Annotated in this window: 21 protein-coding genes; 3 read left to right on the plus strand and 18 right to left on the minus strand. The window is 51.1% G+C overall.

Annotated features, from left to right (window positions below; genetic code table 11):
- Positions 1-91: 91 nt before the first annotated feature.
- The 5 genes from GNT65_RS02800 to htpG form a co-directional block, all read right to left on the minus strand.
- Positions 92-1,396, minus strand: coding sequence for an inosine/guanosine kinase (locus GNT65_RS02800; protein ID WP_160793577.1), 1,305 nt, complete (start codon positions 1,394-1,396; stop codon positions 92-94).
- A gap of 197 nt (positions 1,397-1,593) precedes the next feature.
- The gene (gene hemH / locus GNT65_RS02805; RefSeq protein WP_160793578.1) at positions 1,594-2,607 is read right to left on the minus strand and encodes a ferrochelatase; all 1,014 of its coding nucleotides are present in this window, start codon (positions 2,605-2,607) and stop codon (positions 1,594-1,596) included.
- A gap of 122 nt (positions 2,608-2,729) precedes the next feature.
- On the minus strand, positions 2,730-3,374 hold the full coding sequence (adk, locus tag GNT65_RS02810; RefSeq protein ID WP_160793579.1) for an adenylate kinase: 645 nt from the start codon (positions 3,372-3,374) through the stop codon (positions 2,730-2,732).
- A 194-nt stretch (positions 3,375-3,568) separates the two neighbouring features.
- Positions 3,569-4,408, minus strand: a complete 840-nt coding sequence (locus GNT65_RS02815) for a co-chaperone YbbN (RefSeq protein ID WP_160793580.1) — start codon at positions 4,406-4,408, stop codon at positions 3,569-3,571.
- Between the two features lie 148 nt (positions 4,409-4,556).
- On the minus strand, positions 4,557-6,476 hold the full coding sequence (gene htpG / locus GNT65_RS02820; protein ID WP_160793581.1) for a molecular chaperone HtpG: 1,920 nt from the start codon (positions 6,474-6,476) through the stop codon (positions 4,557-4,559).
- 2 nt (positions 6,477-6,478) lie between these two features.
- Between htpG and GNT65_RS02825 the strand changes: the two genes are divergently transcribed.
- Positions 6,479-6,637, plus strand: coding sequence for a hypothetical protein (locus GNT65_RS02825; protein ID WP_160793582.1), 159 nt, complete (start codon positions 6,479-6,481; stop codon positions 6,635-6,637).
- Here GNT65_RS02825 and recR read toward each other — a convergent pair.
- The 8 genes from recR to GNT65_RS02865 form a co-directional block, all read right to left on the minus strand.
- The gene (recR, locus tag GNT65_RS02830) at positions 6,632-7,231 is read right to left on the minus strand and encodes a recombination mediator RecR (RefSeq protein WP_160793583.1); all 600 of its coding nucleotides are present in this window, start codon (positions 7,229-7,231) and stop codon (positions 6,632-6,634) included. The two genes, GNT65_RS02825 and recR, sit on opposite strands and share 6 nt — an antisense overlap.
- A gap of 2 nt (positions 7,232-7,233) precedes the next feature.
- Complete coding sequence (locus tag GNT65_RS02835) at positions 7,234-7,563, minus strand: YbaB/EbfC family nucleoid-associated protein (protein WP_033539225.1); 330 nt, start codon at positions 7,561-7,563, stop codon at positions 7,234-7,236.
- 192 nt (positions 7,564-7,755) lie between these two features.
- A complete protein-coding gene (gene dnaX, locus GNT65_RS02840) occupies positions 7,756-11,088 on the minus strand; it encodes a DNA polymerase III subunit gamma/tau (RefSeq protein ID WP_160793584.1) in 3,333 nt (1,110 codons plus the stop codon).
- A 387-nt stretch (positions 11,089-11,475) separates the two neighbouring features.
- The gene (apt, locus tag GNT65_RS02845; RefSeq protein WP_160793585.1) at positions 11,476-12,030 is read right to left on the minus strand and encodes an adenine phosphoribosyltransferase; all 555 of its coding nucleotides are present in this window, start codon (positions 12,028-12,030) and stop codon (positions 11,476-11,478) included.
- Between the two features lie 160 nt (positions 12,031-12,190).
- Positions 12,191-12,559, minus strand: coding sequence for a YbaN family protein (locus GNT65_RS02850; protein WP_160793586.1), 369 nt, complete (start codon positions 12,557-12,559; stop codon positions 12,191-12,193).
- Between the two features lie 319 nt (positions 12,560-12,878).
- On the minus strand, positions 12,879-13,622 hold the full coding sequence (locus tag GNT65_RS02855) for an HvfC family RiPP maturation protein (RefSeq protein ID WP_160793587.1): 744 nt from the start codon (positions 13,620-13,622) through the stop codon (positions 12,879-12,881).
- A complete protein-coding gene (locus tag GNT65_RS02860) occupies positions 13,623-14,456 on the minus strand; it encodes an HvfB family MNIO-type RiPP peptide maturase (protein WP_160793588.1) in 834 nt (277 codons plus the stop codon).
- Positions 14,457-14,562: 106 nt separating this feature from the next.
- Positions 14,563-15,003 (minus strand): HvfA family oxazolone/thioamide-modified RiPP metallophore, encoded by a 441-nt coding sequence (locus tag GNT65_RS02865; protein WP_160793589.1) that lies wholly within the window; start codon positions 15,001-15,003, stop codon positions 14,563-14,565.
- A 416-nt stretch (positions 15,004-15,419) separates the two neighbouring features.
- On the opposite strand from GNT65_RS02865, the gene dusC reads away from it, so the two are divergent.
- On the plus strand, positions 15,420-16,349 hold the full coding sequence (gene dusC / locus GNT65_RS02870; protein WP_160793590.1) for a tRNA dihydrouridine(16) synthase DusC: 930 nt from the start codon (positions 15,420-15,422) through the stop codon (positions 16,347-16,349).
- Positions 16,350-16,594: 245 nt separating this feature from the next.
- On the plus strand, positions 16,595-16,951 hold the full coding sequence (locus GNT65_RS02875; protein ID WP_160793591.1) for a TraR/DksA family transcriptional regulator: 357 nt from the start codon (positions 16,595-16,597) through the stop codon (positions 16,949-16,951).
- 214 nt (positions 16,952-17,165) lie between these two features.
- On the opposite strand, the gene GNT65_RS02880 is transcribed toward GNT65_RS02875, so the two are convergent.
- The 5 genes from GNT65_RS02880 to GNT65_RS02900 all read right to left on the minus strand — a co-directional run bounded on the left by GNT65_RS02880 (position 17,166) and on the right by GNT65_RS02900 (position 23,964).
- On the minus strand, positions 17,166-19,844 hold the full coding sequence (locus GNT65_RS02880; protein WP_160793592.1) for a TonB-dependent receptor: 2,679 nt from the start codon (positions 19,842-19,844) through the stop codon (positions 17,166-17,168).
- A gap of 588 nt (positions 19,845-20,432) precedes the next feature.
- The gene (locus tag GNT65_RS02885; RefSeq protein ID WP_160793593.1) at positions 20,433-21,347 is read right to left on the minus strand and encodes an exo-alpha-sialidase; all 915 of its coding nucleotides are present in this window, start codon (positions 21,345-21,347) and stop codon (positions 20,433-20,435) included.
- A 336-nt stretch (positions 21,348-21,683) separates the two neighbouring features.
- Positions 21,684-22,550 (minus strand): 23S rRNA pseudouridine(2605) synthase RluB, encoded by an 867-nt coding sequence (gene rluB, locus GNT65_RS02890; protein WP_160793594.1) that lies wholly within the window; start codon positions 22,548-22,550, stop codon positions 21,684-21,686.
- A complete protein-coding gene (gene scpB, locus GNT65_RS02895; protein ID WP_160793649.1) occupies positions 22,543-23,160 on the minus strand; it encodes an SMC-Scp complex subunit ScpB in 618 nt (205 codons plus the stop codon). The genes rluB and scpB overlap by 8 nt, the downstream gene beginning before the upstream one ends.
- A 15-nt stretch (positions 23,161-23,175) precedes the next feature.
- Entirely contained in the window at positions 23,176-23,964 is a 789-nt protein-coding gene (locus tag GNT65_RS02900; protein WP_160793595.1) for a segregation and condensation protein A, read from the minus strand.
- Positions 23,965-24,027: the final 63 nt, after the last annotated feature.

The raw sequence follows: 24,027 nt of genomic DNA on the forward strand, positions 1-24,027 counted from the left end.
GTCCAATGGACGCCTTTATTATCTATATGTAGAAATTGCTACAAACGTTTGCGTAATAAAGCCTGTCAAAAGTCTGCTCTAGCCCAAACGCCTACCTTTCCCAGTAAGCTTCTTCCAGGCTATCTTCACGCTCTGGCAGACCACGAGACAAGCGTGGGCTATGTTGAGCCAGTACCTCGTAGGCGACGCGATTGGCATACTTACAGATCTGCGAGAAAGAGGAATAACACAGGCCATCACGCTTATGTTTGCTCGACCCTGGTACATTGGCCTTATGATAGGTATTAGAAGCAAGGTCGTGCAGCAGCGCCGCCAGCGCACCATCGCCCGCACCATTGGTGTTGCGGATGATCTCAGGCCCGCCCATATAAGGTGGAATATGCGCAAACACCTTGATCGGCGTCTGACAGTCTCGTTTTAACTTAGGTCTTGAAAACTCGTAACGATTGAATTCTGGAATCGCACCGGGCAACAACGTATGGCTAGTTTCACGCTTCTCCGAGTCCTCGGTATAACCCGCGGTATAGAGCCCAAGCGGCCCTGCCGTGGTGAGCACCATATCGCACCAGTCTAACGCGGCGTTGCTGGCACTCAAGGGATCTTTAAACCCAGTCAGGGCTTCACCTTCATCTTCATTCATCGCCAGGATGGTGACATTATCTTTAATGAATTCAATCCACCATTGGGGATCTTCTTCGATTAAGAAACGGGTTCCCAGGGTCAACACCACGGGCACGTCTGCCGCCTTGGCATATTCGATGGCCTTTAAGGCCGCATCGGTGATCTTATCGCCACCGCTGGCGCGCATCAGATAGGCGGTCAGCACTAGGGCAGAGGAAGATTGCACTATCTCCTGGTCGATATATTCTGGCGTAAGCTTGTCCATCGACCCCTTGCTGATGGCAAAGGTACGCTCACCACACTCAGAGATCAGGGTAAAACAACGACCGATTGGCCCATCTACCGGCTGCAGATAGTTAAGATCCACCTTGGAGGAAGTGTTACACAGGTAACGATAGGCATAGCTGCCTACCTCGAGATGGTTACTCATCACCCCAAACAGTACAGAGCGATCATCGGCGAGGATAGAATAGTTGTGTACCGTATTGCCTATGGTGCCACCGGCAAATTCATCGCTGATCAGCTCAGAAGATTTCAGCTCGGTATAGAGCTGGTGCGCCTTCTCATCATCGATCAGCGTCGAATTCCCTTTTGGTAAGGCGTAACGGCTAAGCAACTCGTCACCCACTTTGGCCTCGATATCGACAAGCGTCTGATCGATTCCACTGATGTGGGTAGAAATATGCTGCGGTTGCAGCGTTAACTGCGCCAATAATGGATCGCGATTCTTAACTGGAAAGTAATGTTTCGACTTACGTTGACCGGGAAACTTCATAAGGAACTCACTCTAATGCATCCATGCAGAATCAAATAAGAATAGACAGCACACTAGACCCCCTTAGTCTGCTGTCTATCAGGCCGCGTGGTGATTTATGCAACGCGGGCACCTTCGCCATAAAAATTCGGCGGCGGATCGTACCATATAAAATAGCATCGGGCAGTGATTTATGCCGTTAACACACGATTCTTTGCTTAAGATTTAAGCCAACCCGCCGCCTGCTCGGTAACCAGGTCTGCTAGCAATTGCATATGAGCCTCATCATCGTTCAGACAAGGGATGAAATGATAGGCCTCGCCGCCCGCCTCGATAAAACTCTCTTTGCCGCCAATCGAGATCTCTTCAAGCGTCTCTAAACAATCTACCGCGAAGGCCGGGCAGAGAATATCCACTCGCTTGACCCCTTGGCTTGGCAGGCTCTCAAGCAGGGCGTCGGTTGCTGGCGTCAGCCACTCCTCTTTACCAAATTTCGATTGGAAACAGAGACGCCACTGGGATTCAGATAATCCTAATGCCTCGGCCAATAGCTGGGCCGTGTGTTGGCACTGTGCCTGATAAGGGTCGCCCTCGGTCACATAACGCAGCGGCACACCATGAAAAGACATTAATAGGCAATCGCCCCGTCCCTTTTCTTGCCAATGACGCCGCACAGAGTCAGCCAATGCCGCGATATAGGCTGGATGGTTAAAATATTCTTTACTAAAGCGCGTCTCGGGATAGTTACGACGTTGCTTGTAATCGCTGGCGATGGCATCAAATACCGGTGCCACTGTCGAGCAGGAATATTGTGGATACAGAGGGAGCACTACCAGGCGTTCAATGCCCTTGGCCAGCAGCTTATCGATACCCGCGGACAACGAAGGATTGCCATAACTCATCCCCAACTCAACCGGAATATCACGGCCATGACGCGCTTTAAGTATCTCGCTTAGCGCCTCACGTTGACGCTCGCTGATCACCATCAGCGGCGAGCCTTCTGGCCACCAGATAGACTCATAGAGCTTGGCCACCGCCTTGGGGCGAGTATTTAAGATGATACCATTGAGTATGGGTTTCCAGATCCAGGGGCTTAAGTCGACCACGCGCGGGTCGCTGAGAAACTGTTTCAGGAACTGCCTAACATCTTTAGGGGTTGGCGTATCTGGCGTGCCGAGATTAACCAGCAAGACACCAAGCTTGGCGGGAGATAAGTTGTCGACTTTGTTCAAGAATTACTCTACTCATATTCTCTGACAAGGATAGCGCTAGGCTAGCACCCACCCTGACATAAAAAAAGCCCACCTAGGTGGGCTTTTTCAAATATGAGAAGCAGCTCATTAAAGGAGCCGGCTTAGCCAATCGCCTTAACGATAGCCTCGCTCACGTCGCCAACACTCTGAGTGCCGTCGAACTTGTTGTAGGTCAGCTTGCCTTGCTCGGCAACTTTACCATAGTACTCAACCAGAGGCTTAGTCTGCTCATGGTAGATGCCAAGACGCTTACGCACTGTGCTCTCTTCGTCATCGGGACGAATCGCCAGGTCTTCGCCAGTCACATCATCTTTGCCTTCCACTTTAGGTGGGTTATAAACGATGTGATAAACACGGCCAGAACCAGGGTGAACACGACGACCGCTCATACGCTTAACGATCTCTTCGTCTGGCACGTCAATTTCAATCACGTGATCGATATCGATGCCGCTAGCCGCCATCGCATCGGCCTGAGGAATGGTGCGAGGGAAACCGTCAAGCAGGAAACCCTTGGCGCAATCGTCCTGGGCGATACGCTCTTTAACCAGTCCAATAATCAGCTCATCAGAAACCAACTGTCCTGCATCCATCACTTTCTTCGCTTCGAGACCCAGAGGCGTTCCCGCTTTAACGGCTGCACGGAGCATGTCGCCCGTAGAAATTTGTGGCACGCCGTATTTTTCCATGATGAATTGGGCTTGAGTACCTTTACCGGCACCTGGGGCACCTAATAGCATAATGCGCATCTGAGAGTCCTCTTATTTCGCATAAATTTGATTATTAGTTTTATCTGGGCGGCGATCTTCGCACAAATGACCGCCCATTTGAAGGGCCGGATGGCCAGTTTTAATTCGACTTTAGGCTGATACCACACATACAACCTTTTTAATTGCAAAGGCCAGCACATTTGACTATAAGGCCGGCCGGTTGCAGTGACTCTCTAGTAGAGCAAGGTGTATAATTTGCGGCGGTACTGATTGGCCACGGCATGTCCCTGACCCAGTGCGGTAAGGATCTCCATGAAAAGCTGTTTAATTTCCCCCTGGTGAGCCTGCAGATCTGTCTTTAACACCAGATAGAGTCGCTCCAGCGCCTCCTCGTCACGTTTGGCACTGTGTAGCGCCTTGGCAAGTGACAAGAGCTTGGCATAATCGCTGGGATTTTGTTCAACTTCTGCCAACAGGCTGCGGATCTCAGGTGTATCGGCAGCGTCCAGTGCCAGAGAAAGCTTCGCCTTGAGGCTCTGATAGTAGGCGTCTTGATCGGCAAGGCCGATACCATCGAGCAACACCTTAGCCTGATTGATGTCTGACACCGAGAGCAACGCATCGGCATACACTAAGGATACCTCGGCCGTCTGGCACTCCTGATAGGCTTGTTTAAGCAGTGGCAGTGCTCCTTCGGCATCTCCCTCGGCAAGTTGCACCTTGGCCTGATTGAGGGCGACTTGCCAGGCCTTTGGCAAGTGCTGCGCTAGCAAGGACTCAATTTGCGCCGCCTCTTGCAGACCGGCAAAACCATCGACCGGCTTGCCCTCTTTTAACACTAAGGTCGTCGGGAGACTCTGGATCTGAAAATAGTTGGCTATCTCCATCTCCTGATCGCAGTTGACCTTGGCCAATAGGAAACGCCCCTGAGCCGCTATTTGGGTCAGGGTCTGCATTAGCTGCTGACTCTCTGGGCTCTGCTGGCTCCAAAACGTCATGACGACGACCTGCTGCATGGAGGCGTCGACCACTTGCTGAATATTTTCTTTGGTTAAATCCAATACCGAATCCATAGTGTCTCTTTTTAGTGAGTAAATTGTGGCGCTTTTGGTAACAATTTTGCTGGCTATACTATTTTCGTGACTATTATTTTCGTGACTATATAGGTAAATAAATAGCATAAGAGGCAGTCAAACTGCCTCTTATTTACCTAGCTTAAATTTATTTTCCGCCGGCTAACAACATCTTGTTCATCAGTTTAATGAAGGCTGATGGGTCGGCCAGGCTGCCTTTCTCAGACAGCTGCGCCTGTTGCAACAAGAGCTCGGCCCACTGACCAAACACCTCTTCGTCCTGCTCCATATCCAGACGCTTCACCAGAGGGTGTTCTGGGTTAAGCTCAAACACAGGCTTACTCTCAGGTACTGCTTGACCGGCTGCCTGCATCAGCTTAATCATCTGCGAGGACATCTCACCGGCACCGGCGACAACACAAGCCGGAGTATCGGTTAGACGACTGGTCACCTTCACCTCGGCGACCTTGTCACCCAGAGACTCTTTGACGCGCTTAACCAGGCCTTCAGACTCGGTTTCCAGCTTCTCTTGAGCCTCTTTCTCGGCGGCATCTTCTAGTTCGCCCAGTTCCAGGTCGCCACGGGTCACCGAGTGTAGTTGCTTGCCATCGAACTCGGTGAGGTGGTTGATCAACCACTCATCGATACGCTCTGACATCAGTAGCACCTCGATACCCTTCTTACGCAGCAGCTCAAGATGTGGGCTGTTGGCCGCCGCTTCATGGCTATCGGCAACTATGTAGTAGATCTTGCTCTGACCTTCCTTCATGCGCTCAACATAGTCACTCAGTGACACGGTATGGGCCGCCTCGTTGGTGTGAGTAGAGGCAAAGCGCAACAGGCCAGCAATCTTCTCCTTGTTGGCGAAATCTTCCGCCGGACCTTCTTTTAGCACCTGGCCAAACTCGGCCCAGAAGGTTTGATACTTTTCGGGATCGTTCTTGGCCAGCTTCTCCAGCATGCCCAACACACGCTTGGTCACCGCGGTACGTAGCGCCGTAGTGATCTTGTTGTCCTGGAGGATCTCACGCGAGACGTTAAGCGGCAGATCGTTCGAGTCGATAAGGCCCTGCACGAAACGCAGGTAGCTCGGCATAAACTGCTCGGCATCGTCCATCACAAATACACGCTGAACGAAGAGTTTCAGGCCATGTTTACGATCGCGGTTCCACAGATCCCAGGGCGCCTTCGATGGTATGTACAGCAGGCTGGTGTACTCCTGCTTACCCTCGACGCGGTTATGGCTCCACAGCAGAGGATCGGTAAAATCATGGGAGATATGCTTGTAGAACTCCTGATACTCTTCGTCGGTGACTTCGCTCTTGTTGCGGGTCCACAGGGCGGTTGCCTTGTTCATCGCCTGCCAGTGACCTTCGGTCGCAGGAATGGCTTCGCCGCCCTCCTCGGTCGCTTCCTGGGCAGGTGTGCCTTCTTGCCACATCTCTACCGGAACCGAGATATGATCTGAATATTTGGTGATGATGGAGCGCAGACGATAGTCGCTCGCAAACTCTTTCTCTTCTTCACGAAGATGCAAAGTGATCTCGGTTCCGCGGCTCTCTTTGACGATATTTTCGACGGTGAATTCACCTTCACCCGCCGATTCCCACTGCACTGCCTCATCGGCCGCGTGACCGGCGGCGCGGGTGCGCACGGTCACCTTGTCGGCAACGATGAAGGCCGAGTAGAAGCCTACGCCAAACTGACCGATCAGCTGTGAATCTTTCGACTCATCGCCCGATAGATTCTTGAAAAATTCTGCGGTGCCAGACTTGGCGATGGTACCCAGATGCTCGATCACACCATCGCGGGTCATACCAATACCATTGTCTTCGATGGTTACAGTGCCTTTTTCGCTATCGGCGCTGACACGCACGCGCAGCTCACCATCGCCTTCGTACAGCTCATCTTTAGTCAGAGCTTCGTAGCGAAGTTTATCGGCCGCATCGGCGGCGTTAGAGACCAATTCACGCAAGAAAATCTCTTTGTTGGAGTACAAAGAGTGGATCATCAAATTAAGGAGTTGTTTGACTTCTGTTTGAAAGCCATGGGTTTCTTGATGTGACATGGATGTTTCCTTCTCTATTTCACAAAAACGCTTATGGCTTTAGAGATGGGGCTGGATTTTCGCTTTTCAAGCTAAAAAAAGATAAAGGGGTTTATTTGGTCAAAAAAAATCCAGCTCAAGATGAACTGGATTTTATTGATGAGCTTAGCGAGCCCTCATAATGGCATGCGTCCATTGAAGGAAAGTGCCAGCGTGGTGCTGTCGACATACTCGAGTTCACCGCCCACGGGCACACCGTGGGCGATACGGCTCACCTTGATCTCGTGCTGTTTCGCCATGTCGGCAATAAAGTGCGCCGTCGCGTCCCCTTCCACCGTCGGGTTGGTCGCCAGAATAAGCTCACTCACCTCGCCACTGGCCAGGTGGGTCTCGAGCAGGCTCAACCCCAACTCATCGGGCCCCACACCATCGAGGGGCGACAGGTGACCTAAGAGAACAAAATAACGGCCCGAGAAGTGACCGCCAGCTTCGATCGCCAGCACATCCGCGGGGGTCTCAACCACACAGATCAGATCTGAGTTACCACGACGACTACTGGCGCAGATGGGACACAGACTCTCTTCGGTAAAGGTACGACAACTGCTGCAGTGCCCCACATCACTCATGGCACTCGACAGTGCCTGGGCCAGCTTATGACCCGCCTTGCGATCACGTTCAAGCAGTTGAAATGCCATGCGCTGAGCCGACTTGGGGCCAACCCCGGGCAGGCAGCGCAACGACTGGATCAACTCATCGACCAGGGGACTAAATTTCATCGTTAGAAAGGCATCTTCATGCCAGGTGGCAACTGCATGCCGCCGGTAACCTCAGCCATCTTCTCTTTCTGGCTCTCTTCGACACGGCGGGCCGCATCGTTACAAGCAGCCGCAATCAGATCTTCGAGCATCTCTTTGTCATCTTCTAACAGGCTTGGGTCAATATCGACCTTACGTACGCTGTGAGAGCCTGTCATAGTGACCTTAACAAGACCCGCACCGGCTTCACCGGTCACTTCCATACGCGCGATCTCTTCTTGCACCTTGGCCATCTTGTCTTGCATCATCTGGGCCTGTTTCATCAGGTTGCCCATACCGCCTTTTCCAAACATATCGAGTTCTCTTCAATATTAAAAAACTGGCTAATCTTACTGAATTAGCACCAATAAGCAATCAAAGCTGATCACCAATCTTAAAACTTATGACCTGCGAGCCCTTTCGTAACGCTCACCTGGCTCGTTGCACCTAGCTCACAACATACGATACTCGCACTAGTGACTCGCCCCAGTCATAACTGACATTAGCTATGACTCCTCTGCCGTCACAAAGTTCGACTTATCAATAAGCGCAATCGTCTGACCCCGCTTGCCCAGCAACTCTGGTAGATAACTTAAGCTGTCGGGCTCCATCTCTGCCTGCATCATCTGTGTTAGCCATTGAACATTTTCATCTTGCAGTAACCCTTGATGCGACTGCTCGAGCAGTTCGCGATGAAATCGCTGACGGATCTCTAGCGGCGTTTCACGCTCAGGCTCGACCCCTACGCTAAACTCCACCTGGCAACTGCCCCCCAGGGCATTCGACAAGGCATCTTCGAGCTGACTGATGGCGCCAGGCGCCGCCAGATGCTTCTGATTGGGTTTAAGCACCAAAGGCAGTGGCTCGCTAAATGTCTTACACACGGCATTGACCGCCAGCTGTCTAACCCGCCCGCCGATATCCAGTGCCGACATCAATCGGTACCATTTAAGATCCGTATCGTGGCCGGTGATCTCATCGGTCACAATGGCCATTTGTGTCACCTGACTATCTTGTTCAGTAACAGCAGGGCTTTCAGTTGGGCGATTGCCGGTAACGGCGTTCTCATTCGGGCCTTGGTTATCTTGGCCTTGGTTATCTGGGCCTTGGCTATCCAAGCTTTGGCCATTCAGAGCACCTTCATCTGCGTAGGCCTGTACTTCAGCCTTTGCATCGACCTGCCCTGCAACATCTTGTACTACGGGCCTTGGTGCTATATGGCCCTGCTCTTGGAGATTAGTCGATTCAGCACTTAGTGCAGCCATCTGCCCTTGGCTTGGTTCTGGCGACTCCCAGGGCGGCCTGTCTTCGTCGTTAAGGTATGCCGTAGGCTGCTGCGCGGAATGATTGTTCTGCGTCTCAGGCGCATTCGTCCCATGCTCAGTCGTCATAGCCACGTTCGAGATAGCTTCGACGCTCATGGCATTATCTTGATCGTTCTGGGCAGTTTCACCAAAGCTCTGGGCAGTCTCACCACAGCTCTGGGCAGTCTCACCAAAGCTCTGGGCAGTTGCTTCCCCGCTCAAGGCTGTTTCTTCCCCGCTCAAGGCTGCTTGGCCTTGGCGTTTGGGTGGCATATATGGCTCTGCACCAAACTTGCCATCTTCGCTCGCCTGCTGATCGCTACTCGATTGAGTCTGGGAAGTCTTAACGCCTAGGGGCTTTTTTGATCCGCTCTCGTTAGCAGCGTCCTCCTTAGCCGCATCTTCCTTAAGATCGCTAAGTAGATTCTGACGCGCATTCAGTACGGCATCGAGTAGATCGTCCTCCAACAGGTTCGGGGCGCTGGCTTCTTCTGCTGATGCCATCTCTGGTGACGAGGTGCTAGCCTGGGTTGACCGCTCAACTGAAGTCGACGCCTCAGGTTCGGGTTTATCCGCCGCTGCCATATCGCCAGACGCTAGGCTCTCATGACCCTGCTGATAGGCGAGATAGGCTTCATAGTCGCTAGGATCGCCGGGCTCATCTTCATCTGAACTGAAATAGAGATCGTCGTAAAAACGCCCGCTCTCCTCGCCAGGCGAACTGGCTTGGTCGACGCTCGCCACAGGCGTTTGCGTCTTCGCAGGCTGGGCCAATTCACCACCTTGTTCCGTCGCTGTTTCCGATCTTGTCGCTGGTACTGTTATTGTAGACGCCTGTGTTGAAGACTCGACAATAAGCTCGCTCTTGGGAGTTGAACCTTCTGAACTTTTATCTTCTGAGCTTTTACCTTCTGGGCTCTTATCCTCTGAACTTTTGGCCTCTAATTTATGCTCAGTTCCATACGCTAAGCTGTACTCTGTACTGTGCGCTGGACTGTGCCCTTGGCTCTGTGCCTGGCTTAAGATCAGCTGCTGCTCGGCAAATAGCTCCTGTGCGCTCTCATCTTCTTCAAGCGCAGCCTCTTCAGTTGAATTCGCCTCAACTAAATCCGCTTTAACTCGGCCGCTATTACCGCTTAACGCTTTAGTTTGCTCGGCAGCTGACGCTTGGGTATTTTCGTGGGAAAGCTTTTCAGCACTGGCGTCAGCGGTAGTCTCGCCTGTGGTCTCTGCTTCTATTCTATTCCCAACATTGCTTTCAGCCCCGGCTCTCGAGTCTGCATCAGGTCTTTGCCGAACCTCTAACTCCGGCTTTCCCTCGACGGGCGATTTGGGCTGTTCGTTAGGCACGGGCGCTGCTGGCTTAATGGGTGTTGACGCGATCTCTTCGCCTTTGCTCACTTCAGGTAAGAGGATTTCGCTGCCGGCCTCACCCATCCAACGCTGCACAGGCGCCTCAGGCACGAAGGCGATGGCGCGTAAAAGTGCCATCTCCAGGCCAGACTTAGGATCAGGCGCATGGGGCAGATCCTGCCGGCCATTTAACAATAATTGATAATAGAGCTGCACCTGCTCGGGCCTTAGCTGTTTGGCGAAGGCCTTGATCTGCTCGGAATATTGCGATAGCTGAGCGGCGCTGGGGGCAAACTGGGTCAAGGTGATCTGGTGCAGCAATTCCAGCAGACTGCGCAGCACCTCATGGGGATCGGCGCCGAAGGAAAGTACCTCTCCGGTGACCTTCAGTAGCTGATCCACGTCGCCATCACACAGGGCTTTCAGCAACACAATCACATGGTGCTCATCTATGGTGCCCAGCATGGTCTGCACCTGAGTGAGCCGTACCTGACCGGCACCGAAGGCGATCGCCTGATCCGTCAGACTCAAGGCGTCACGCATGCTGCCGTTGGCGGCCTTGGCGAGCAGCTTCACCGCGCCATCGTCATAACCTACCTGCTCTTGAGCCAGGATATGACCAAGCTGCACGCAGATCTCATCAAGCGTCAGGCTCTTAAGATTAAATTGCAGACAGCGGGAAAGCACGGTTACCGGCAAGCGCTGGGGATCTGTAGTCGCCAGCAAAAACTTAACATGCTCCGGGGGCTCTTCCAGGGTCTTCAACAGGGCATTGAAGCTGCTACGGGAAAGCATGTGTACTTCATCGATAAGATACACCTTGAAGCGACCGCGTGTAGGGCGATACTGAACATTGTCCAGCAGCTCGCGGGTATCGTCGACCTTGGTACGGGACGCCGCATCCACCTCAATAAGATCGACAAAGCGACCCTGGGCGATCTCGACGCAGCTGGCACATTGACCACAAGGCGAGGCCGTTACCCCTTGCTCACAGTTCAATCCCTTGGCAAATAGCCTGGCCAGACTCGTCTTACCTACCCCTCGGGTACCGGTAAACAAGTAAGCATGATGTAGGCGATTTTGCGATAAGGCATTGGTTAAGGCATGCAGCACATGTGACTGACCGACGACTTGCTCAAATGTTGCAGGGCGCCATTTTCTGGCTAACACCTGATATGACATGGAACTCCCCAAGGTTGGTAACTATTACGAAGCACACTTCATTAATCAGCAAACAATAACATGCCAAGGTCCATCTCGCTAGCAAGCTAAGCGCTTAGCGCGCCTTAATTTATCTCTGTTAAGCCAGCTTGCTTCATGTTTAACCTATCACCTGCTTAGCACGCCATTATAAGGCCTATTGCTAAGCCATCATGAGCCACTCTTTCGCTACCCTTTAGCGAGTTGACGGGGCAATGCTCGCCATCTACGGTCACCCATCAATCTAACGAATAGACGACAGGCCCACTTATGTCATCAGACTAAGATAACAAGAGTCCAGATAGCAAAATGCCGCGGCATTGCCACGGCACTTAAATGATCCACATGAGTGATCAGGAGTAGACTAAATTACTCGCCTTCAAACTCACACAGGGTCATCAGAGAGAGGCCCATCTCGCCAAGACGGTGCTCACCACCGAGCTCTGGCAGAGAGATAACAAACGCCGCATGCTCAACCTCACCGCCTAGCTGACGGATTAGCTTTACAGTCGCCTCGATTGTGCCGCCAGTCGCCAATAGATCGTCGACCACCAATACCTTATCACCCGGTTTAATGGCATCTGTGTGGATCTCAAGCATGTCATGACCATATTCCAGCTCATAACTCTCAGAGATAGTTTCGCGCGGTAGCTTACCCGGCTTACGCACAGGCACGAAACCAACCCCCAGCTCCAACGCCAGCGGCGCACCGAAGAGGAAACCACGCGCCTCGGTACCGACAACTTTGGTCACGCCAAGATCTTTGTATCGATCAACAAACAGGGCAATCGTCGCCTGATAGGCCGCTGGATCTTCCATTAAACTCGTAACATCGCGAAACATGATCCCTGGTTTCGGATAATCTGGAATTGTCTTGATGCTCTGCTTGATCAAGGCTAACTTGTCTGTATTCATTACTACCATCTTTTTTGGTTTAAGCCCTTAAAAAGGACAAACTGGCCATAAGGCCAGTTTTGACTAGAATTTTCGGCTAAAGCTTAAGCTCCTTTGATATGGGTTGCAACAGCGAATGTCACAAAGCTTAACCAAACTCACCCCCAAGGTTCACAACCTAAGTTCACAATCAGTCGTCTAATTCGGGAATTTGCCTGAGATAAAGTAGCAAGCCTGTCAGCATGGCCAGCAACATCAACTTCACCCACAGCAGCGGCACCAGAATGATACTCGCACTAAAACTTAAACAGGTAGCAATATAGGCCTTGCGCTTCAACCCACGGCGAATGGCGCGCTCCGTATGCCAGTTCTGCAGCGCATCGGCAAACCAGGGGTGAGTCATCAGCCAGTCATGCAGGCGCGAACTCGAGCGGGCGAAGCAAAAGGCCGCCAACAAGATAAAAGGTACGGTCGGCAATAGCGGCACTGCGATGCCAAGCAAGCCTAGAAATAGACTGCTAAGGCCTATGAGTAGATAGAAGCCCCGCTTAATAACCATGAATTCCTCGCATAAAAAAACCACTCAAGATTGAGTGGTTAGTATACCCGACTTAGCCGGCTAAGCTATATCATTAACCGCTTAAGGCTAAAGCTTAAGAGATCAGGTTCAGGTGTTTCAACCATGATAGGGTAGCTGGCAGCGTAGGCAACATCATTACCAGCAAGAAACCAAGAAAATAAACAAAATTAAACGGGTCTTTAAACGGCTGACTCATACTTTCCTCACTCATGATTGACAACTTTTATTGATCTAGATCAATTTTCGCCGCCATTATAGTGACAAGTCTGCATGATAGAAAGGCCTAATTGGACAAATTTTATCTTGTGGCGATCACTATACCCCGCTGAGCCATATCTGCTAGCAGCTGCCTACAGCCCTCCACTAGCTGCTGTCTCGGCATCTGCCGATAGAGCGCCTCTAGCCAGTCACATAACGCGGTAAAGTCCACACCATCTTGCTGTCCGATGTAGGCAAGCACCTGAGCCGCAAGCGGATTTAGCTGCAAGAAGCAGACTTCATCGTCTGCATCCCGATAGATACAGAAAAAATTGGGCTGTTCGCTTGGCGCCTCGGGCCGATAGTCTGAGCTGATGCGCTGCACCTCAAAATAGTATTGGGCCACTCTGGCGGCCAAGCTTAATGCCAGAGGCGCCTTTTCCAGGCTCTGCTCGTCGAGAGGTTGCGACTGTCTGTTATCGGGCGCTGTGGCCACCACCAGCTCCAACCATTCATAGTGAGCCAGCTCCAGCATGAAGATGGGATCTTGCTCGCTCAGCTGATATTCGTTTTGCAAGAACAGCAAAAACTCCTGAGCGATTTCGATAAAGATCGGCGTCTGACAGTCATGGGTCACAAAGAACTGTTGAACGAGCGCCTCCCGGGCATCTTCATCATACAGGGAGCAGAGCACGGGAAAACCGCTGGCGACAAACCCCTTCACATTATTAAAAAATAGCTCGCGGTAGATCCCCATGCGCCTGGCATCAGTCCCCTGCGGCAGGGGCGATGAAGGATCTTTGATGTAATCGATAAACGACTGCTGAACTTGGGTAAAACTCATCTAGGCGCTCCGATGACTGGGCTGTAATGCCTTAGTCTGATAGTCATGTATCCTGTTGATCTCTTTGAGCAACTCTGAGGTAGCTGGAATATTAAAGTCACGCTCAAGTAGTGTGGGAAACACCCCATGGGTCTGATAGCAGACCTCTAACAGATGCCACACGGGATCGATCACCGCGCTGCCATGGGTATCAACCTTAAGATCTTCAGCCTCATCGTAATGACCGGCAATATGCAGATAGGCGATACGTTCGCTGGGCATAGCCTTTAAGAAAGCTTCGGCGTCATATTGATGATTAATCGAGTTAACATAGATGTTATTCACATCCAGCAGCAGCCGGCAATCCGCCTCCTCTAGCACGGCACTGACAAACTCACACTCACTCATCTCACTCGCGGGCGCGGCATAAAAAGATACATTTTCCAGAATAAAGGGTCGCTCTAAAATATCCTGCACCTGTTCGATACGCTTTGCCACGTGGCGCACCGCCTCATAGGTAAAGGGAATAGGCATCAAGTCATACAGATGGCCCTTGCCCGAGCAGTAGCTTAAATGCTCCGAATAGATCTCTATGTCGTGATGATCGAGAAAGTGCTTCACCCGCTTAACGAAACGGGTATCGACAGGCTCAGGGCCACCGATAGAGAGCGACAGTCCGTGGCAGAAAAATCTGTGTTTCTCGGTCAACTGCCTAAATTGACGGCCAAACTTACCGCCAAGTGTCATCCAGTTTTCGGGCGCCACCTCGAAAAAGTCGATGGCACCGGGGACAGACTGACAAAATTCATCGAGCATCTCGCGGCGCAGGCCGAGACCCACCTTAGCTTGTGTCATCACAACTTCACCTCTAGTGAACAAATTGACGCATTTACCTTAGGTAAAAAGAATTAGGCCAGTAAATACTGGCCTAATCGACATGGGCAAATTGCCTTAAGGCCTATTACTTATGGCCGCCACACTTGCCTTCTTTGCCCTTCTTCATATCTTCGCCACACTTGCCCTCTTTGGCCTTCATGTTCTCGCCACACTTACCTTCTTTGGCTTTCATGTTTTCGCCGCACTTACCCTCTTTACGGGCCTTCATCTGAGCACCGCACTTACCTTCGCCACACTTACCTTCTTTGGCGCCTTTCTTCATACCTTCGCCACATTTACCCTCTTTGGCTTTCATGTTTTCGCCGCACTTACCTTCTTTGGCGCCTTTTTTCATGTTCTCGCCGCATTTGCCTTCGCCACACTTACCTTCGCCATCGGCGATCTGGTAACCAGCTTGCATTTCACTGTAACCAAACGGATTAGCTTGAGCCTGCGCCGCAAACGCGCTACCAACAAACACAGTGCCTAACGCTACAGCAACAGCAGTATTCTTAACTAATTTCATAATCTCTTCCTTTGTTGATCTCTTATATGCAATGGTTTGCCAACATCGTGCTTGCTGGCTCGGATAATATGACCCGACGCCTAAGACTTTTATTTCAAAAAAGTTATCAGACGTCACATTTATGACCCAATTTATGTGTTAGCGCAAGCATCTAAACAGCATTAATCGATTGATCTAATGCCAATATTGGCTAAAAACCGAATATTAAATAATAGATGAATGCCTCCCTCACAAAATGCAATCAGCCCTGGCATCAATATCCCGCCCTTCAGCAGACGTACAGGCTTTTATCTGCCAGGCGCTTGGCGTAGAATAGGCGCCCTTTTATTCGGCCCGGCATTAGTAGTACGTAAGCCATGGCCGACAGGTTCACCTTTTTAGGCTCAGTGCCTAGCATTAATGAGAAAACGAGAATCATGCGTGTCATCTTAGCCCCTATGGAAGGCGTTGCCGACGCCCCTATGCGAGCCCTGCTAACCAGCGTTGGCGGCTATGACATGGTGATCAGCGAGTTTATTCGCGTTGTCGATCAGCTACTGCCAGAAAAAGTCTTCTACCGTCTCTGCGCCGAGCTCAAGTACCAATGCAGAACTGCCTCGGGCACCCCGGTACGCCTGCAATTGCTGGGTCAGGAGCCTAACTGGATGGCAGAGAATGCCATTCGCGCCGTCGAGCTCGGCTCTCGCGGCGTCGATCTTAACTATGGCTGCCCCGCCCCTATGGTTAATCGCAGCAAGGGCGGCGCGGCGCTGTTAAAAGAGCCTGAAACCATCTACCAGGTGACCCAGGCCGTGAGGCAGGCGGTACCCAAGGACAAGCCTGTGTCGGCCAAGATCCGCCTGGGATGGGATGATAAGAGCCGCTGCACCGAAATCGCCCAGGCTATCGAGGCGGCCGGTGCCACCGAACTCACGGTGCACGCCCGCACCAAAGAGGAAGCCTACCGACCACCGGCGCACTGGGAATATATCGCGCAGATCAAAGCTGTCACTCGCCTGCCCATCATAGCCAATGGCGAGATTTGGGGCAGAGAAGATTACCTGAAATGCCGCGAGGCCAGCGGCTGTGATGATGTCATGCTCGGCCGCGGCGCCTTGACCATCCCCAACCTGGCCCATGTAGTCAAAGGCGAGCAGACGCCTATGCCTTGGCCCGAGGTACTCGCCCTACTACTGCAATATTCAGAGTTTGAAATAGTCAGCGAGAAAGAGAAGTACTATCCGGCGCGCATCAAACAATGGCTAAGGTTTATCGCCCGCCACTATGAGGAGGGCGAGGCCCTGTTCCGTCAGGTACGTGTGCTTAAAGATACCCACAGCATCTTGTCCCTGCTACGTGATTGCTAAAACGTCCATCTGTCGTGCCTTCTGACCCTGATAAACTTTCAGGCAATCATAACCTTCCTAGCCTTCAGGCTCTGCCTAACCTAAGGCGCGACAAATAGCCAGCCCAGTCGCGCCTTAACTGGTCTGATCTTCACATCTCCAAACACGATTCATCATAAAAGTCACCGACTTTTGATCTTAGTCATAGCTAAGACGCCCAAGCGGTTTAGACTGAATATCTAAGAATATCAACTAGGCAATGATTTGTGAGCAGATCCCATATCAGACATGAACTGTCGGTGCTTGAAGCGAATCTCAGGAAAGAGTTAGGTACCCTGCTGGCATTACATCAAATAACACTCGATACCCAGCAACTGTCGCTGACCTCCCTCATCGACGAGATGACCGCGGCCAAACTGGCCGACGAACCGTTATTTATCAAGCTGACCCAACTCGATGCGGCGCTGTGCCAGCTGGATCTCGGCCTCTACGGCTTGTGCTCAGACTGTGAGGCCGATATAGAGATCGAGCGGCTCAACGCCAACCCGCTGGAGCAGCGCTGCACCCAGTGCGCCGCCGATTACTCCCACGAGCACAGACACGAGCTCAGGCTCACCCACTAAACACTCATCAATAAGCGGGCTGCTTGCTAATCGAGCGATTCGTTCAGTCGCGCCAATCGAGTTAGCCACGCCAGCCGAGTTAGTCGCGTCAGCTAAACTAGTCGCGTCACTAGACGATTAATTTAAAAGACAGTCCACTTAATAATACCCATAAAAAAAGCCTCCTGAATCAGGAGGCTTTTATCGTTAAGTCACAGGGAGGGTGAATAACGATTTAGAACTTCTGGTTAATACGCAGATAAAAGGTACGACCCAAAACATCGTATAGGTTGGTGTTCACATCGCGATAACCTGCATAGTCATACCAAGTCGGTGCTTTCTCGTCGAACAGGTTGTTCACACCCACTGTGATGGTACCGTTCCAATCATGGGTGTAACCCACCTGGAAGTTATGCTTGAAGTAGCTTGGTGTGTCGATGATGTAGTCGTAACCAAGATCACGCCACATTGCACCAGACTGACTACCGATATACACGGTTGTCCATGCCGCGCTGAAATCGTTGTAGTACCAAGCCGCAGCGAAGTTACCACGCCAATCAGGATAGTCTTGGGTACCTGAGTAATCGATCTTCTCAGATTCGGCATCGGCCTGCTCTTTAAAGTCTAAGATGTGAGTAACATCCAGCTTAAGGTTGAAGTCACCCAAGCCTGTCTCGAAGTTGTATGAAGAGGCAAAATCAAAACCAGATGTTTCCAGCGATGCCTTATTTACATAACCACTTTCTAGGTACTCAATCTTACCATCCGGGCCACGCGTCACGAAATCAGAGCCACCGTTGATCTTCTCATCACGGATCACGTCTGATGCACTAACGGCCTCAATCTTATTATCATAAGAGATTGAATAGTAAGATAGCTCAACACTCCAGGCATCGGTCACGTTCCAGACGCCACCCAGAGTCAAGGAGTTACCCTCTTCCGCTTCCAGGTTCGGGTTACCACCAAACCAGGTCTTGTGCTGGTTACCTGTCGCACAGTAGTTGGCGTCAGAATCGTTGTTGGCTTCACACCAAACCGAGTCATAGGCTCTCTCGAAGCTCAATGATTGCGACGAGAACATCTCACCCATATTTGGTGCGCGGAATGAATCACCGTAGCTGGCACGAAGCAGTAACGCATCGACAGGGCGCCAGCTCAAACCAAACTTAGGTACAACAGCATCGAATGTCGAAGAGTTAGTCACCTGACCTTCGGCGCCTGTTAGCGTACCTTCCTGCTCATAACGCTCATAACGTAGCGCCGCTGACAGTTCGAAGTTGGCAGGTAGTGCCATCTGGATTTCGGTATAGGCAGACTGACGAGTACGCTCAGCATCGACATCGTCACCACCCGAACCACCAGAGATAATGCCTGAAGCCGACTCTGGATCAGAGGTTTGCTTGAAGTTGATCATCTCATACTCTAGACCACCTACGATGGCCACAGAGAAATCACCTTGCTCATACAGCATGGTACTGGCAAGACCGTCGATCTGCGTGCTATCGAACTTACCTTGGTATACCCCTGTGTGGTTTGCGGCAGAATAAAGTGCAGTCATCTGCTGCTCCCACTCTGCATAGCTCATACCTGAGGTATTAAATACATCATAGTTACCAGTATCGATCTCGCTCTGAATGATGTTGTCGTTGATAAGGTTGTAGTTGAAGGCGTTAGTGGTCGATGCCGAGTGCTGTGCATTCAGCTCCCAATCGATACCATTACCCACGTCGGCATAACCCACGAAGCCACCGAGAATATCAAAACTGTCAGTTTCGGTTAGGGTGTCGCGCTCACCAATCTGAACGGAGCGCATATACAGCGTCATGTCCTCACCCGTTGGGTTGTATTGGTTGTCCGCGCTCATTACAGGATAATTAGTCGACACGGGCGTACCGGCATAACGTGTGTTGGTTTCACTCAAAGATGCGGTACCACGACCACGGAAGCGAATGTTATCCGTGATGTCATAGTTGAAGTTGGTCATGAAAGAGTTACGGGTCATGTCACCAAATAGCTTGGTTACCGCGCCATAGCTGTATAGACAACGACCATTGTTCTGACCGTCAGTGGTATCGGCAACGTTATCGGTATCGGCACACATCTCAGAATTTGAGTAGAATGCATAGATATCATCACCATCGGCATCTTTCTCGCCGGTGTTGTAGTAGCCGTTAGGTACCGAGCTGAAGGAGCTATAGTCGCCATAGCTAGGATCATCCATGTTCCAGATGTCACGGTCCATCACAGCCTTAGTGTCATAGTACTCATAGGTAAAAGTCACATTACCTTTCTCAGAGTTAAAGCCTGCCGCAATAGAGAAACGGTTGGCATCACCACCTTCTACACTAGGTTGCTCTGTGCTGTAGTCGACTTGGAATCCATCAAACTCTTTCTTGGTGATGATGTTAATAACACCGGCTACGGCATCAGAGCCATAAACCGCAGATGCACCATCACGTAAGATCTCGATACGCTCAACGATGGCAATAGGGATTTGAGATGTATCAGCCTCAGAGCCCGAACTAGAACTCGTACCAGGCATACGACGGCCATCAAGTAATACCAAGGTAGCTTGAGATCCTAAACCTCGCATGTTGACTGTTGAAGTCGCACTCGCCCCCGAACCATAACCCGAGGTACCACGCCAAGAACCAAAGGCGTTGATTGAAGAGTTGTTCAGTACGTCTGCAACCGTTTTTTCACCGGTCAATGCGATATCTGCCGCACTTAAAACCGTCACAGGAGACGAAGTCTCCATATCGACTTGTTTAATACGTGAGCCCGTTACTTCGATGCGTTCAACTTTATCGCTTTGCTCTTCAGCAATTGCGATGCCAGAAAATGCAATGCTAGATGTCGCAGCGGCAAATAAGCCAACGCGAACCGCTTTTGCTGTTAAGGTCAAAGAGTTCATATGTTTCCCTCACAATACGAAATCAGACAAACTGAGTTTCGATCATTAATTTATTTTTTATTTTTAAAATAAGAAGAATGTCCTTCGGTGAAGATATTGTGAAAAAACATAAAACAAGTCAACGCCGTTAACATCAAAATAACCGCAATGATAAGAATTGATACAAACGAATAATAACCAGCAACAACACCCACCTCAACAAAACATCATAACCCACTGAATAAAAAAACCTTTATTTTGAACCCAGCTTTGTAAACAGATGTGACAATAGAAAACAAACCAAATGAAACAAATTAATACATATGTACCAAATATGTTTAATAGATTAATAAAAGATCAACAACAAATAGAAATAAAACACAAAAGTAACAATGTAAAAAATGTATCTAGACGGTAAGCCATGGTAAATAAAAATTTTAACAATAAAACATTAAAATCTATTTATAAGACACCTTAACTTTTACCTCGAAAACAAACTAATACATTACATAACTAGAAAAACTTTATATTCAGAATATTTAACTAAACAATAAGGAAAAATACAGAAGTGATTAAGACCAAATGCTGTCTCACCTGGTCTTAAATAGGTTAAAGGGCAATTTTAGCGAAATAAATGGCGCAATCGCCTTCGTGGGAGGAGTAATAACTGACCATCAAGATATTGTCACAGAGCACGACACCGGCGTAACTGGTGTCGCCGCCCGATGGCAAAGAGAGCAGCTCCTCTATCTGCGCCCTTTGTCTGTCGATCGCCACCAGCGAGGTACGCACACGACCATCATAGAGGCGCACCACGCCATAAAGCTTACCTTGATAAAGAAAGGTTACCGGCCCTCCTACGCGGCAGTTAGTCGTCTGCCAATGCCACTGGGTATAGGGAGGCTCCGACTCGCCCAGCAATGCACGCTCATCTGTCTGCCACAGTGGATCCCGGCGCAGCAGGCAGATGGCTTTATCAGCCTCGTCGAACACTAAACCAGACTCATTGACATAACCGGCCTGGCTAAGTTTCTCCACCAAGGGATGAAAATCGGTACTGGCATCACTTTTATACAGCGCCGCATAGCCATCATGTTCGTGACAATAATAGGCAATCCCATAGAAGTGCCCCTTATGGGGTGTGATGCGCCACAGCCATTCTCTCTCTTTGACCAGGGCCCTTGGTCCAGCCCAATTCACCCCGTCATGAGACTGCCAGCAATAGGAACGCATCGCCCGTCCTTCTTCTTGTTGAATCGCGGCGCCAGCAAACAGGAATAGCTTTTCACCCTCAACCACCAGCTTCCCATCTCTGAGATCGGCAAAATCTGTCTCCACGAGGGCGACACTTTGCCAGTCTTTACCCTCGTTATCTGAGCATAGGATCCGCAGCGCGCCGTCTGGCGACACGTGTGCACTGGCCTGACGAAATACGCAATAAAGCTTTTGTTTAAAGCGCACCAGATCCGTAAAGGCGTTGTGGGGCGAAGCGTCCCAAATCTTGGTCACTGATATCAGTTTCATCTTTTACTCCGCAATTTGATTGCATTAATGATGGCCGACTAAAATGATGGCCGAATATGGTTCGTGACTCAACCCAAGACGAGTTTAAAAACAGTCTATAACCAATGGCTAAGGACTGGCTCTGCGCAAGCACCACTACCAACATGAGTAGGACCTGTTGCTCTTTCACGTTAACTTTTGCAGCATTCTGTATCGCTTTTATACAAGGCAGAGCGATTGCAATCTAGTGCACTACATCAATGAGCGATAACGCAGTAGAAAAATGATACAGACATAAAAAAAGCCTCACTCTCAAAGGAGTAAGGCTTTCTTGATACATAGACTAATCGCCTTAATCTAGCTTCTCTGGCGCGGCGTCTTACCGGCTGTAGTCTTATGCTTACGCACGGCGCGGCGGATCTTAGCGCTCTTCACCTTGCTCCGGGCCACACTGTGTTTATCTGTGCCCAACAGGGTGCGCGTTTCCTCTTCGAGACCGGCCAGCTTACGCAGATAGTTCACCTGCTCAATTGGCAGCTCAACCCAACCACCACGAGGCAGCGATTTAGGCAGATCTATCATGCCGTAGCGAATACGGATCAGGCGGCTCACCTGCACTTCCTGCGATTCCCAAAGGCGGCGAACCTCACGGTTACGACCTTCGGCCAGCGACACATGCCACCATTTATTCATGCCCTCGCCACCGGCAGGCTTCACCTTGTCAAAATGGGCTGGGCCATCTTCCAACGTCACACCCGTACGCAGACGCTGAATGCAGGCGTCGGTCACCTCACCAAAGGTACGTACGGCGTATTCACGCTCCACCTCATGAGACGGGTGCATCAGGCGGTTAGCCAGCTCACCGTCAGAGGTAAACAGCAACAGGCCTGAGGTGTTGATATCCAGACGTCCCACCGCAACCCAGCGAGAATCACGGGTCTTTGGCAGACGGTCGAATACCGTCGGGCGCCCTTCGGGATCTTTGCGGCTGCAGATCTCCCCTTCGGGCTTATGGTAGGCGATCACACGGCACACCAAGTCGTCTTCCGACTTGATCGATACCGCACGGCCATCGATACGCACCTTGGCGTCGGCCTCGATACGATCGCCAAGCTTAGCAATTTCACCGTCTATACTAACTCGACCTGCAGCAATCCATGCCTCCATCTCACGACGGGAGCCATGGCCTGCACGGGCCAAGACTTTCTGCAATTTTTCACTCATTAGTAGACTCTTCATCGGTTTTAGGCGCTGTGTTGTCAGGGGTCGACTCGACCCCCTGGGTTTGACCAAACAGCGCCGCTAGTGACTCGGCGTCGGATAAGGGAGGAAGGTCCGCTATCCTGTCCAAGCCAAAATAGGCTAAAAATTCATTTGTGGTCCCATAGAGCGCGGGCCTCCCCGGCACCTCTTTATGACCCACAATCTTAATCCAGTGTCTATCGGATAGACTCTTGATGATGTGGCTTCCCACCGCCACACCACGTACAAACTCAATATCGGCGCGGGTGACCGGCTGACGATAGGCAATCACCGCCAGGGTCTCCAGGGTCGCCCGAGAATATCTCGGCGCCTTCTCCTGCCAAAGCGTCTGCAGATAGGGGCTCAAGGTTTCGATAGACTGAAAACGATAACCGCCCGCCACCTTGACTAACTCTATGCCGCGCCCCTGATAATCCTGCTGCAACTCCTCTATGGCGGCCTTTACCTTGGCGCGGGAGACGCTAAAGTTTGCCAGCACACTCTCATTTAAGTGTTTGATAGAGACAGTCCTAGCCATCACAAACAGACTGGCTTCAATCAACTGCTTGAGCTGATCCGGATTTATTTGCAGTTTCTTACTCGACAATCAATAGGCCCTAACGTGTATGGTCGACAGCGGCTGCGCCTGAATAAGATCGACCAAAAGCTCTTTTACCAGTTCCATCAACGCAAGAAAGCTCACTACCACGCCCGCTCGCCCCTCAGAAACATCAAACAGCTGCTCGAAAGGCACATAGGACTTGCCTTCTAGCATAGCCAATATTTGCATCATGCGTTCCCGTGTCGACAGCTGCTCACGCTGCACATGATGATGCTCTGTGGCCTCGACCCGCTTCAACACGGCCGCAAATGCCCCGGCCAACTCAACCAGGGAAACCGACGGCGGCACTAATACCGGCTTGATATCCGGCGCCGGCAACACCTTGGCCTGAAACACATCGCGCTCGAGTCGCGGCAAGGCATCTAGCCTTTGCTGCGCGTCTTTAATCACCTCGTAGGCCTTAAGCTGTCTGATCAACTGGGCACGAGGATCGGCCTCATCTTCCTCTTCAAGCTCAGGTTTAGGTAACAAGAGGCGCGACTTGATCTCGGCCAGGGTGGCGGCCATCACCAGATAGTCGGCGGCAAGTTCCACCCTCGCCCCTTGCAACAGCTCAATATACTCAAGGTATTGATCCGTAACAGGTGCAATGGCCATCTCGACCACATCCAGTTTCTGCTTGCGGATCAGATAGAGCAGCAGATCCAGCGGGCCTTCGAAAGACTCAAGAAACACCTCTAGCGCCTCGGGCGGAATAAAGAGATCCGCCGGCAGCTCCTTAACGGGCTCGCCCCTGACCACGGCCAAAGGTAAACTTTGTTGAGTCCCCTGCATCCACTCTCCAAGTAGCCAGGCAGAACCTTGCCAGCCTGAATCTAAACCTACGCCGCTTTACTC

The sequence above is a fragment of the Shewanella insulae genome, from assembly GCF_009831655.1.
Lineage (GTDB): Bacteria > Pseudomonadota > Gammaproteobacteria > Enterobacterales > Shewanellaceae > Shewanella > Shewanella insulae.

Coding starts and splice junctions, on each gene's coding strand:
- GNT65_RS02800 (WP_160793577.1), bottom strand. CDS start 1,396: ATGAAGTTTCCCGGTCAACGTAAGTCGAAACATTACTTTCCAGTTAAG.
- adk (WP_160793579.1), bottom strand. CDS start 3,374: ATGCGCATTATGCTATTAGGTGCCCCAGGTGCCGGTAAAGGTACTCAA.
- GNT65_RS02815 (WP_160793580.1), bottom strand. CDS start 4,408: ATGGATTCGGTATTGGATTTAACCAAAGAAAATATTCAGCAAGTGGTC.
- htpG (WP_160793581.1), bottom strand. CDS start 6,476: ATGTCACATCAAGAAACCCATGGCTTTCAAACAGAAGTCAAACAACTC.
- GNT65_RS02825 (WP_160793582.1), top strand. CDS start 6,479: ATGTTTCCTTCTCTATTTCACAAAAACGCTTATGGCTTTAGAGATGGG.
- recR (WP_160793583.1), bottom strand. CDS start 7,231: ATGAAATTTAGTCCCCTGGTCGATGAGTTGATCCAGTCGTTGCGCTGC.
- GNT65_RS02835 (WP_033539225.1), bottom strand. CDS start 7,563: ATGTTTGGAAAAGGCGGTATGGGCAACCTGATGAAACAGGCCCAGATG.
- dnaX (WP_160793584.1), bottom strand. CDS start 11,088: ATGTCATATCAGGTGTTAGCCAGAAAATGGCGCCCTGCAACATTTGAG.
- apt (WP_160793585.1), bottom strand. CDS start 12,030: ATGGTAGTAATGAATACAGACAAGTTAGCCTTGATCAAGCAGAGCATC.
- GNT65_RS02850 (WP_160793586.1), bottom strand. CDS start 12,559: ATGGTTATTAAGCGGGGCTTCTATCTACTCATAGGCCTTAGCAGTCTA.
- GNT65_RS02855 (WP_160793587.1), bottom strand. CDS start 13,622: ATGAGTTTTACCCAAGTTCAGCAGTCGTTTATCGATTACATCAAAGAT.
- GNT65_RS02860 (WP_160793588.1), bottom strand. CDS start 14,456: ATGACACAAGCTAAGGTGGGTCTCGGCCTGCGCCGCGAGATGCTCGAT.
- GNT65_RS02865 (WP_160793589.1), bottom strand. CDS start 15,003: ATGAAATTAGTTAAGAATACTGCTGTTGCTGTAGCGTTAGGCACTGTG.
- dusC (WP_160793590.1), top strand. CDS start 15,420: ATGCGTGTCATCTTAGCCCCTATGGAAGGCGTTGCCGACGCCCCTATG.
- GNT65_RS02880 (WP_160793592.1), bottom strand. CDS start 19,844: ATGAACTCTTTGACCTTAACAGCAAAAGCGGTTCGCGTTGGCTTATTT.
- GNT65_RS02885 (WP_160793593.1), bottom strand. CDS start 21,347: ATGAAACTGATATCAGTGACCAAGATTTGGGACGCTTCGCCCCACAAC.
- rluB (WP_160793594.1), bottom strand. CDS start 22,550: ATGAGTGAAAAATTGCAGAAAGTCTTGGCCCGTGCAGGCCATGGCTCC.
- GNT65_RS02900 (WP_160793595.1), bottom strand. CDS start 23,964: ATGCAGGGGACTCAACAAAGTTTACCTTTGGCCGTGGTCAGGGGCGAG.